The following is a 12402-nucleotide window of genomic DNA, read 5'->3' on the forward strand; positions in this document are numbered from 1 at the left end:
CTGATGTATCATTTTCGCGTACCGAATCCGTCTTCATTAGTCGTACCCTCTTCGCTCTGCATTTGGGAGAGGATCAGCACGCTGTTTAGCGGGGTTTTCAGTTCATGCGACATATTCGCCAGAAATTCAGACTTATAACGGGATACCATCTCGAGCTGCTCGGCTTTCTGCTCCAGCTCGGTCTTCGCTTGTTGAAGATCGTGACTGCGGATTCTGAGCAAACGGTTCGCTCGGTTGAGCTCTTCCATCCGTTTTTGGTTCATCTCGAAATCTCGAACCATGACGAGGAAAACAAAGCTTAATATGACACCTGCCGGAAATGTAATTGGGGCGATTTCAGAGAGATACGTTGCAGTGGGTATGGCGCCAAGCACAGAGATATGGAGCGTATAGAATCCATTTATGATTAGAATAGCGATGCTTGCTTTCTTAGCGTAAGAAAGATGTGGCCTCCGGTTAAACCAAACAGAAAGCGCAGCTGCAACAAGCCCCAGCAAGGTTAAGTTCAGCAGTGCAGCCCAAGCGTTCGGCGTTGTACCCAAAGTCAGCCTGAGGAGACCGATGCTGAGCGCGATAATGAACAACGGCACGGGTCGGGATAATACCAGCACTGCGAATATAAGCGGAACGATACGCAAGTCGAACCTCGAAGATTGACCGATTTCTATGCTGAAAATCATCGTCAGCCAGCCTGCGAGAATGAATATAATGACGGCAAAACCATATCTCGACGATTTGGATAAATGCGGCGATAGAAGCTTGTACACCAAATTGATCAAATAAGCGAAAGTGATCAGGATACAGATATTAATCAGAAAGACCTTGAGAATCTCCATAACATCTCTCCCTGGGAGGAAAGCATATTGTGCGTTTGCAAATATATTCACAATTGTAACACAAATGAATATGGGTACCGCAGGTCCAAGGACATAGGCTTATAGAGATAGACTAAGCATAATTAGTAGGTCTGCTTTCACCGGCGAATGAAAATAAGGGAGACCCCTTATATCGGGTCTCCCTTCCGGTAATCCTTTGTGTTACCATTTGCCTGCATCAATGTCTCCGGGTTTAAGTCCCGCCCATATATTCGGCACTTCAACCGAATCCGGGTCGTTAAATACGAGAAACCCGGTCGGCAAATATCGTTCGCCATGTGTTGAGGCAGGCCTGTTGACGACTTCGCCGCCTTCCGTGACAAGCACCGTGGAAGAGCCTCCGTCCAGGTTGGCGGCGATGACCGCGCCATGCGCAAGAAGAACTTCTTGCGCGTCGTACAAGGTGGCCCCGAGACTATAACCCGGCTGCCGCCCGTCTATAAGCAGGAACATGATCGCTCCGTCCTCACGCTGAGCCATGACGGAACGCGGAGCCACTCCCCAGCCTTGTTCACGGTTGGCAATCAACCCTTTGCCGTTGACGATAATGCGTGGAGAAAAGCTGACCGCTTCCGATATGCCTAGATCCATCAGCTCCTGAATGGAGTATTTGCCGGCGATCATTTTGCCCTTCTTGTCGATGCCTACGATTTGAACGCTCTCTTTACCGCCAAGTCCGTTGTAGAAAATTTTCCCCCCGCTGATGACGAGTCCCATCGGCTTGAATCCGTTCCCCTTCCAATTCGGGTCGGCAAATCCGCCTGCATTCACGCCCGCCAGAGCGCCCGTCCGTTTCACCATGCTCGAAACTTTCTCTCCGCGCCCGTGTTTGTTAGGCACGACTAGACGAATTTTTTGCGGATCCCTCACGGTCAGCAGATAACCATGGAACCCTTTTCCGTCCACAGTTTCAATCGACGTGAGCGGCTGTTCCTCGGCTGCTTCCGGCGCATCCGGCTGCACTGCTGCCGCGGGAATCGTATGCGTATCGCGTTCTTCTCCCATTTGCTCGAACCGGTTGGAATAGGCGGTGACCCTTTCCTTCAACGCCGACTCGCCGATAATATATTTTGCCCAGTGCCTATGCTGGGTTGTAATTAATGAGTCCGCAAGCATAAAGCGAAATTCGTGCCCCGAAGGGGTGAAATAAAACCATCCCGCAAATAACAGGCTACTTATAAAGCCGAATATGAATAATGATTTAATTGCCCTCCAAAAACCGAGCCTTCGTTTTTTAGATGCTGCTGCACGTCGACGTGCCGTTGAATTTGACGCCGTTGATGCCGTCTGGGTGGAAATTGCCGGGATGGCGGTCACGCTCCTTGTCCTTTTTTGTACATCCATTATACGACCGAAATCCGCAGCAAGTTGCGAAAAAGACAAATGTAGTATACTTTCGACATCATTTCCCCGGAAATGACGAAAAACGTCCCTGATCTGCCGCCGGCAGATCAGGGACGTTCCTAGGTTTGCGAGAGCTACGCTTCCAATGCGCCTCGTTTGCTGTAAATCCGGTCTTTGCGCTGGATGAAATGAATGGCTTTCTCCAGCGTTACCGAAATATTGTATTCCGGTATGCCCGCCGCTGTCTCATACACTCCCATTGGAAACAGGACGTTCCCTTCGGGAAAATGGACCGCCAAGTTTCCCGGCAGAATCTCTGCAAACTTGGCTCGGCCGTGAAACGTGCCGTTCGTATTATGAAGAACAATCGCCTCGCCATCCGTGACGTTTAAAGCTGCCGCGTCTGTGGAATGAAGCAGCACATCGTGGCGGAGCCCTCCGTTAAATGCATCTTTTTCGCCGTACACCATCGAGTTGAACTGCTTGCCCCGGCGCGTCGTGACATAGAATTGCCCCTCTGCGCTGCCGCGTATCGGCACATCTACCGCTATCAATCTGGCTTTACCGTCCGTTGTCGGGCAAACGCCGTCTTCACAGAGCCAAGCGCCGCCCCGCTGGAACACATCGCCTTTGTTCTTCAAATACTGAATGCCGTCATAATCCGGCGCAGCTTTGGCGATCTCTTCGCGAATCGCCTGGGCGCTCGGAAACGCAATAAGGTGCTTCTGCTCGGGTTTGACCCTGGCGGCCAAATCGCCGTAAATTCCCCACTCGGCTCTGGCTTCCGCGATGCGTGGACCTCGGATCTCCGGGCTGAAGTAGATCATGCGCTCCGTCGAGGTGGAAGTGCCTCCTCCGGGCTGCTCGTAACGCGTCATGGCGGGCAGCACGACAACCGCTTCCTTGGCATCCAGCAGTGTGGAGGTGTTGAAAATGATATCCTGGTGCACACGAACCTCCAGAGCTTCGAGCGCCTCCCGGACAAATTCAGGATCAGGCATCGTCTCCAGAAAATTGCCGCCCGACAAGTAATACAGCTTCATTCTGCGCGGATGGCCGGCAGGCAGCAGCGCATTCTCCAGCGACAATCCGACAATATCCCCCTGCCAGCGCGGCAGCGTGAATCCCCACAGCTTTTCCAGACGGGACAGGTTGTGTTCATCGAAGTCGCTGCCTGGAAGAGAGAAAGGGTCCGCCCCCATCTCCCCCGCGCTTTGTACGCCGGAGTGGCCGCGGATCGGCATGAGACCGCAATGCTCGCGGCCTATGAAACCGCGTAGCAGCGCAAGATTAGCCACCTGCGAAATGTTATCCGTCGCATGCCTGTGCTGCGTCAGCCCCATCGACCATACGAATACAGCTGATTTGGATTTGGCGAGCAGCCCGGCAAGCTCCGCCATTCTGTCCCGCGAAATTCCGGAGGAAGCCTCGAGCTCCTCCCACTTTTGTTCCAGCACTTTGAGCCGAAGCTCCTCGTAGCCGTTAACATGCCGCTGCACGAATGAATGGTCCACTGCAGAGCCGGGCTGCCGTTCCTCCATATCGAACCAATGCTTCATGACTCCATGCATAAGCGCGATATCGCCGCCTATGTTCACCTGGTAGAAATCGTCGGCCAACTTGGTGCCGAATAGAGCCGAATCCGCGATAGACGGGACCCAGTACCCGTCCATCGCCGGCTCCCGGTACGGATTTATGACGATGATCTTCGTGCCTTTCCGCTTTGCGGCGTACATATATTTTGTAGATACAGGCTGATTGTTCGCCGCTACACTGCCCCAGAACACCAGCACATCCGTACCGATCCAATCGCGGTAGCTGCAGCTGGAAGCGCCGATGCCGAGCGATCTTTTCAATGCCGTTTTGGATGGGGAGTGACAGATTCTCGACGCATTATCGATATTATTCGTACCCAGAAAACGCGCCGTCTTCGCGGCGGCGTAGTAAGATTCATTCGTAATGCCGCGAGCCGTTAAATAGAAGCCGGTCTGCTCCGGTTCGACCGCGCGGAACTTCGCCGCGATGAAATCCAGCGCCTCGTCCCAAGACAAACGGCTGAAGCTTGTATCGCCCGGGCGCAGGATTAACGGGTACGGAATTCTCCCGAGCTCCCGGAGCTCCGCGCTGGACATCTTCCTTAACTCTTCTATGTCCGCATGTACCGTGCCCGATTTCATTGCAGGCATGGTGTTCAGGCGCAGGACATTTAACCGCGTCGTACAAATATGAGGACCGGTTAACGTCTGGTCGTATAAGCCCGACACACCCAGCGCGCAGCCGTCACATACTCCCTGTGTCAGAATGCGGGCGGCATAAGGCAGATTGTCTCGATTCAACCAAAGCGTTCTCATCGTATCCCGGATATGCTTCGGTTTCACCTTTCCGAGACCGAAAGGAACGACGCTTACCCATAGCTTGGGATCCGGAATTACCGGCAGCCTCTGCGGACCGGGATGCTTAGACTTGCCCATTGGGTCATCTCCTTGGTTAGAAGTTGTTATCGCCCTTCGTTATGCGCTCCGGATGGGTATATACATTCAGGGAACCGTTGCGGATAAAGCCTGCTATGGTGATTCCCAAGTCTTCCGCCAGTTGAATGGCCAGGTCGGTCGCAGCGGATTTGGACAATAGAACCTCGCAGCCCATTTTCGCCGCCTTCAGCAGCACCTCCGAGGACACCCGCCCGCTGAAAGCCAGCGCTTTGCCGTCCATTAACAGCTCGCTGCGCAGAATATGTCCGTAGATTTTGTCCAATGCGTTATGGCGTCCGATGTCGGATCGGGAGAGAAGCAGCGTGCCGTCCTGCTCGAACAGCGCTGCATTATGTACGCCGCCGGTCACCTTGAACAACCCGGATGCCTGCTGCATTGCGCTCATCATGCTTATACAATCTTCATATGTCAATCCTACCGTGTGTGACTGGAGCGGCTTCGCCGTTCTGGCGTCATTGTAAAATACAAAGCCTTGCCGGCTCTTTCCGCAGCAGGAGGTGAAGTAACGTTTGGAGCCGCTCTCCTTCAGCCACTCATCCACGTCCTCGACTTCCGCGTAGACATGGCCCGTGCGGTCATCGTAGCTCAAATCCGTCAAGCTTCGATAATCGGTGAGCAGCCCTTCGGACGCCAGAAAACCGATGGACAAGTCCTCCACATGATCTGGGGAGCAGACGAGAGTGGCAAATTCTTCGCCGTTCAGCATAATGGTCAGCGGGTATTCGGTAACGACGTCATCTTCCCCGCTTAGTACCTCGCCATCGCTGTATCGGGTTACGGCACGCCGTATTACAACTGACTCGTTCATCCTGGTGCCGCCTCCTTGGCCATCTTTGCTGACTCCAATATAATCCCTTTTCTGCAGTCCTTCAACCGAGCGGATCGTCTTTGGTTCTGTGCCGTTCGGATTGTTATAATATACGAATACGCGAAATCCATTCAAGGAGGCAAGGCTGATGACTACCGAAAACGGCTACGGGGTAACATCTTTTACCGATACATATATGATGTACGAGTTGAGCGACAGCGCAACGGACTCGCGAATTGTGATCTGCCCGGAACGCGGAGGCATTATGACCGGATGCAGGCTGCATGATAGAGAACTGTTCTACATGGATACAGAAACATTCCTTAATCCCGAGGCGAACATACGAGGCGGAAATCCGGTGTTGTTCCCGATTTGCGGGCAGTTGGAGGGCGGTCGTTATGAGTGGGATGGCGTAACCTACACAATGAAAAATCACGGGGTTGCCCGTGTTCTTCCCTGGGAAGTTGCCGCTCAAGGCAGCGACGGTTCGGCCTGGATCACTCTCGTTCTGCGCAGCAATGAGAAGACTCTGGAAGCTTATCCGTTCGAGTTCGAGCTTCGTTTCACTTATCGGCTGAAGAATGGAGCTGTGTCTATTGAGCAGCAGTACATCAACCATTCGCAGCAGCGAATGCCGATGATCGCCGGATTCCATCCCTATTTCGCAACCAACCATAAAAATCTCGCTTACGAAACAGACGCAACACGTATGCTGGATTATAACGACAATCAGGAGAAGCCCTTCGAGGGCTCCGTGAATTTGGGCGGCTTAGTCGAATCAATCGCTCTTTTGGATGCGGAGAAAAAGGAAATCGAGTTCCGGTTGGACGAGGATTGCCGGGTCAAACTGAGCTACAGCGAGCATTTCCGCTACATCGTGCTTTGGTCGGTTGAAGGCAAGCCTTTTGTTTGCGTGGAGCCCTGGACAGCATTGAATGCCGCCCTAAACCGCAAGGAAGGGCTGATCATGGTTGCGCCCGGTGACACTTTGAAGGCGGATTTCCAGATCTCTTGTTCGAAAGTAAATGTTGACTAAGGGGGAAAATGCGGTGGGCGTTCGCGGCGGGGCTGAACTGCGGAAGTTCGGTGAAACGGATTTACGATTATCGCCGCTCGGGCTCGGTTGCTGGCAATTCAGCAAAGGCCGAGGCTTAGTAGGCGCCTTCTGGCCTTCGTTGGAAAATAGTCTCGTTGCGGAAATCGTAAGGGTGAGCCTTGAAGGCGGCATTAACTGGTTTGATACGGCTGAAATTTACGGCGGAGGCGAATCCGAGCAAATCCTCGCGGTCGCTTCAAGCCGCGGGCAGCATGGCGGGGAACGTACATATCGCGACCAAATGGTGGCCCCTGTTCCGCTCGGCGAGCAATATCCCCCGTACCATTGACGAGCGGCTCCGGCGGCTCGGAGGCTACCCGATTGATTTGTATATGATTCATCAGCCGTTTTCTTATTCCTCTGTGGCGACTGAAATGCGCGAAATGGCAAAGCTGGCGGAACGGGGAAAAATCCGCCACATCGGAGTAAGCAACTTCACCGCCCGCCAAATGCGGGAGGCTGACCAGGTGTTAAGCCGGCATGGCATGCGGCTGGCCTGCAATCAAGTAAAATACAGTCTGCTCGACCGTCGGATTGAGCGGAACGGGATTATGGAGACAGCGCAGGAGCTGGGCACGGCGATCGTGGCGTATTCTCCGTTGGAGCAAGGACTGCTCACCGGCAAGTTCCATGAAGGTCCGAAAGGTGTCCGTAAAGCATCCGGTCCGAGGAGGCTGATGAAAGGCTTCAAGCCGCATGGATTGAAGCATACGAAACCGCTGATTGATGTTCTTCAGCGGCTGGCGGTGAAATATGAAGGCTCTGCTTCTCAAGTGGCTTTAAACTGGATTATCCACGCACATGGAGACTCCGTATTCGCCATACCCGGAGCTTCCAAGCTGCATCACGCCAAGGACAACGTGCAGGCGATGACCTTTCGTCTGACCCAAGAGGAAATCGACGAGCTCAGCGAAATCTCACTTCGCGTCTCTTTAAGATAATCCTGTAAGGCGGCTGAACCGCCTTACAGCAAAGTATTCGTGCGTTTCCCACTCTGTAAGGCGGCTGAACCGCCTTACAGCAAACTATTCGCTCGCTCTCCCACTCTGTAAGGCGACCAACCCGCCTTACAGCAAACCACTCGGAGCAGTTCCCGCCCTCTAACCCGCCACTGCCCCGGAATAACACAAACAGCCCGCTGTCTCTGCGTGAGATCAGCGGGCTGCTTGCGATTGTGCGTTAAGAGCGCTTGAGCTGTTCCTCAAGCCTTTCCAGATTCGTATGCCAAGCTGACGGAGCGTTTTGTTTCAACAATGCGAGCATACCGCGGACAAAGAGCCGTTTAGGGGCAGGCTTATCTACCTCGTCCTCCAACTGCCGTAATATCGACAGCAGGTCCTCTTTTTCATCCGCCGAACTTGTATCCGACGCAGTCAAACTGTGCCGCAATTCCTGCAGCAGCGCTTTTTTACCGTCCATCGTCTCCACCGGCAAACCGGCCAGCTCCCGGAGCTTATTGAGATTCGGCTTCGGCATAATCGGCGCTTCGTCTGCAAGCTGGATTCCATGCATGAGATCATCCAGTCGCTTAACGATGAACCGGCTTAACCGGCGGTCGTCAAGCTTTACTTCCTCCAAAAGAATCGCCTCAAAATACTGACCGACAATACCGCTGAGCAAAATCGAGGCATCCCCGGAGAAATCCTCCGCCCTATCCCCGTATATCGCAATGATATGCGAAATGTTCCACACTTTAATGCGTGAACGAAAACGGAGCATAAGCTCCCGGATTTCCGGGTGAAGTCCTGTGACAGGCTCTTTCATCAGCATCCGCATAAAATCGAGGTGATCCCTGAAAAATGCAAACTGGCGCTCCAGCTGCACCATTAACCGTTCCCGCGGAGGCAGCCCTTTTTCTTCAGGCAGTCCCTCCATCCGGTCGAACAGCATCTCGACATAGTACTCGAATACCGAAATCAGCAAATCATCTTTCGATTTAAAGTAAAAGTAGATGGAGCCTTTGGCCATGCCTAGTTCATCGGCGATTTCCTGGATGGACGCGGCGTGGAACCCTTTCCTTGCAAAACAGCGTATGGCTGCTTCGAGAATCTGTTTTTTCTTGTCCTGCATGGCGCAAAGGCCTCCTTCCTTGAACGCATTAAGCCTCGACCGTTTTCTTCTTCCGGCGCAGCTTCATCAATGTTTCATATACGATCGGCACGATGAGCAGCGTAAGAAGCGTCGAGCTGATCAGCCCGCCTATAACGGTAACACCCAAGCCGCGGGAGATAATCCCCGCTCCTTCATAGCCGAAGGCCAAAGGCAGCAGAGCACCGATCGTTGCCAGCGCGGTCATGAGAATCGGACGAAGGCGAGTACCTGCCGCCTCAAGCAGCGCATCTCTGGTCGACAGTCCCTCCCGCTCCTTATGCAGCACCCGGTCAACGAGCACGATCGCGTTCGTCACGACGATTCCGATTAACATCAGGCTCCCATAAGCGCAGATACGCTCAGTGTTTCGCCAGTCACCCACAATGCGGCCAATCCGCCTATTACCGCGAACGGAAGAGAGAACATGATCGCAAACGGAGCAAGAGCACCGCCGAAGGTCAGTACGAGAACCAAGTACACGATGGCTATGGCCGCCAACATGGCGAGTCCAAGCTGTGTGAATGTTTCATTGATTTGTTCCGTCACTCCGCCGAATTTCACTTCCACCGCAGCAGGCTTCTCTATTTTATCCACCTGGCTCTGCAGATTGCTTGAAGCCGCGGCTACGTCCTTGGAAGTGATATCAGCAGTTACATTTACGACCATTTTGCCGTCGTCGCGTGCGATCGAGTTCGGTGAAGTGCCTCTTTCAACCGTGGCGACATCCCGGATCGCGACTTCCACTCCCAGCGGGGTTGCCAGCTTCGTATCCAGTATATCGTTGATCGTGTTGTATTCAGCTTTGTCGACACTTACATGAACATTATAAGTGTTGCCATCCTCTTCAATGGTGGTGAGCACCGGCTGCTGTCTGACAGGCATTAATTTCATCGCGATCTGGCCGGCCGTCATCCCATAACCGCTTAATTTCTCTTGATCCGCCACAATGCTGTATTGCTCATATGTTTTGGACAAGCTCGTATCCACTTTTTCGAATGACTTATCTTTGTTCATTAAGCTTGTGATTTGGTCGACAACCGGTTTGATCTGCTCAAGACTGTTCCCATACACGCTCAGACTGAACTGGCTGCCGCCGATTCCGCCGCCCTGATCCATTTCGGACCATTTGCCGGCCGGCACGGCTTGTTGCAGCTCCTCAAGCAGTTGTTTTTTCTTATCTGCGAATTGCTTCGTGTCGCTCTTGTACTGCATGTAGAACAAGCCTGATTTCGAAGGTCCCGGCTGCAGCGGATTTTCTCCCCCGACCGAATATTGCAGCTTGTCGATGTCCGTATTCGCTAGTATGAGCTTCTCTGCCTGCAGCGCACGCTGTTCTACATCTTCAATTCGGTCGCCGGGCTCGGGCGTATAAGTGAACAGAGCGTATTTGTCCTCTTGATCCGGCAAAAAGCTTGTTCCGATCAACGGAGTCAGTGCGATGCTGCCGACAAGCAGGAGGACGGCGATCGAGAAGGTAATAATTTTATGGTTCAATGCGGATGCAAGCACGCGGCGGTAGCCGTTTGCCAGAACGCTCGGCTTCTCTTCATGACTTTTACCTGGCTTCACACCTCTGCCGAACATCTGATGCGCCAGCATCGGCACTACTGTAACGGCCACCAAGAGAGAGGCCAATAGAGAGAATACAATGGTTAAAGCAAAAGGCAAGAACAACTGGCCGACCATTCCGCTTACGAGACCGAGAGGCAGGAACACCGCGACAGTCACGATCGTGGAAGACATGATGGGCAGGAACATTTCGCGGGTCGCCTCTCGAACCAGCTCTTTGCCCTTCAGCTTCTCGCCCTTCAATGCCATACGGCGGTAAATATTCTCGATGACAACGATTGAATCGTCTACGACGCGGCCGATTGCAACGGTCATCGCTCCAAGCGTCATGATATTCAGTGTGATATCGAATTGCTGCAGCAGCAGCACTGCGATAATAAGCGATAGCGGAATCGATACGATGGCGATGATCGTCGTGCGAAGGTTCCGCAGGAACAACAGTATGATCAGCACCGCAAATAATGCACCGAATAAAGCTTTGTTCAGCATGGTGGCGACCGAATCTTCAATCGGCTTGCCTTGGTCCACGAGCACCACGAGCTTCATGTCCGAATATTTCTGCTGAAGGTTTTCCACTTCGTCCTTAACGGCGTTCACGACATCTACGGTATTGGCATCATTCGCCTTCACGATCTGAATACCGATTGATTCCTCACCATTCGTTCTTGAAATGGATTCGGCTTGCCCCGACAGTGTAATATCGGCGATGTCAGCCAAACGGACCGTCGGCATGCCGCCGGACAAATCCGCCGCAGGCGGGCTTTGAACCGCAGGCGCTTGTGGAGCCGTACTTGGCGGCAACGAAGATGCACCGCCCGGCGCCTGGCCTTGCGGACCGCTCATCGCCGGCATCACAGGAATCGACAGACGCTTCAAATCATCGAGGGTCGTTACGCGGCCGTCAACAACAACTGCCTTTTCCGTATCGTCCAGCTGGAACAATCCGAGAGGCGCCTTGACGGCGGATCCCTGGATGATCGCCTTGACGGTTTCTTCACTTAGTCCCAGCTCGGCCATCTTCTCTTTGTTGAAATCAAGGGTTACTTCTTTAACGAACTGTCCCGCCACTTGCACGGAGGCTACACCTTGAATGCCCTCCAGCACCGGCTGAACATCATTGCTGACCGTCTTCGTCAAATTCTCAAGGCTCCCTTGCCCGGAGACGCTTAGAGATATTACCGGGAACGAGTTAAAAGAGAACTTCGAAATGTCCGGCGCCTGGGCACCGTCGGGAAGCTTGACGTCGGCGGCAGCTTCCCTCAGCTCGCTTACCGCCTTATCCATGTCTTGCCCGAATTCGAATTCCACGAAAATAGACGATACATTCTCCATAGACGTGGAAGTTATGTTTTTGACGGACTCAATGCTCTGAAGCCGCTTCTCCAGCGGTTCAGTGACACTGTCTACGACACCCTCCGGCGCAGCGCCCGGATAGACGGTCGTCACGCTTAAGAACGGCAGGCTCAAGTTCGGCAGACTCTCCTGCTTCATCGTTGTGCCCGAATATAGTCCTGCGACAATGACAATCAATGTGATCATCCATAAAGCAAATTTGTTGTTAAGCGAAAAACCAATTATGTTTCGCATTATTCCACTCCTCGGAACCTTAAATTTGAACGATCGGTCAATCGGTATGAATAATCGTTTATTCCATGCGCACCGATTATATCATCACTTGTTACGGAAGTTAAAGGGTTTATGTTTCAATAAAATTCGAACATTCGTTCAAATTCACACAGCCGCCATATTTATGCAAAAGGACGCACAGAAAACGAAACCTGCAGAATTGGCGTCCCAGCGTTGGATTTGACACTGGGCAGGAAAACATATATAATAATGTGATGTAGAAGTAGTAACCCCTCAGGTTTTTCCTCTTTAGGGTAATACAATATTCCTCCATTCCCTACACACACATTTCCTTATTAATCAAATCGGCTGCTGGAAGGAACACGAATTCTCACTGGCGCGGCCATAGGAGCCGCAAGAATGATTGAGAGGCAGGGCTTTCGTTGTTTTCGTGTAAGTGAATTCAGGAAGAATCGCGCGGTTGCGCTTCGATACTAGACCCCCGGCAGTTTACTGCGCGGGGGTCGTCCAATTTATAACGACAAAATAAAAAGGCTGTAC

General features: G+C 52.7%; 6 protein-coding genes and 2 pseudogenes. 2 read left to right on the forward strand and 6 right to left on the reverse strand.

Going from position 1 to position 12402, the window contains the following annotated elements; genetic code table 11:
• Positions 1-8: 8 nt before the first annotated feature.
• From SD71_RS21865 to fdhD, 4 genes are all read right to left on the reverse strand, one after another.
• The gene (locus SD71_RS21865; RefSeq protein ID WP_052475874.1) at positions 9-836 is read right to left on the reverse strand and encodes a histidine kinase dimerization/phospho-acceptor domain-containing protein; all 828 of its coding nucleotides are present in this window, start codon (positions 834-836) and stop codon (positions 9-11) included.
• A 201-nt stretch (positions 837-1037) separates the two neighbouring features.
• Positions 1038-2219 carry a phosphodiester glycosidase family protein gene (locus SD71_RS02590; protein WP_082034017.1) on the reverse strand — a complete coding sequence of 394 codons (1182 nt, stop codon included), beginning with the start codon at positions 2217-2219 and terminating at the stop codon, positions 1038-1040.
• 134 nt (positions 2220-2353) lie between these two features.
• Entirely contained in the window at positions 2354-4690 is a 2337-nt protein-coding gene (locus SD71_RS02595) for an FdhF/YdeP family oxidoreductase (RefSeq protein WP_041059089.1), read from the reverse strand.
• A gap of 16 nt (positions 4691-4706) precedes the next feature.
• Positions 4707-5519, reverse strand: coding sequence for a formate dehydrogenase accessory sulfurtransferase FdhD (gene fdhD / locus SD71_RS02600; protein WP_041059754.1), 813 nt, complete (start codon positions 5517-5519; stop codon positions 4707-4709).
• 148 nt (positions 5520-5667) lie between these two features.
• On the opposite strand from fdhD, the gene SD71_RS02605 reads away from it, so the two are divergent.
• Both SD71_RS02605 and SD71_RS02610 read left to right on the forward strand, forming a co-directional pair.
• Complete coding sequence (locus SD71_RS02605) at positions 5668-6555, forward strand: aldose epimerase family protein (protein WP_041059090.1); 888 nt, start codon at positions 5668-5670, stop codon at positions 6553-6555.
• A pseudogene (locus SD71_RS02610) lies at positions 6545-7556 on the forward strand (aldo/keto reductase). The gene SD71_RS02605 and the pseudogene SD71_RS02610 overlap by 11 nt, the downstream one beginning before the upstream one ends.
• Before the next feature lie 238 nt (positions 7557-7794).
• Here SD71_RS02610 and SD71_RS02615 read toward each other — a convergent pair.
• Both SD71_RS02615 and SD71_RS02620 read right to left on the reverse strand, forming a co-directional pair.
• A complete protein-coding gene (locus SD71_RS02615) occupies positions 7795-8685 on the reverse strand; it encodes a TetR/AcrR family transcriptional regulator (protein ID WP_041059091.1) in 891 nt (296 codons plus the stop codon).
• Positions 8686-8713: 28 nt separating this feature from the next.
• Positions 8714-11862 (reverse strand): annotated as a pseudogene (locus tag SD71_RS02620) (efflux RND transporter permease subunit).
• Positions 11863-12402 lie beyond the last annotated feature (540 nt).

This window comes from Cohnella kolymensis, assembly GCF_000829465.1.
Taxonomy (GTDB): domain Bacteria; phylum Bacillota; class Bacilli; order Paenibacillales; family Paenibacillaceae; genus Cohnella; species Cohnella kolymensis.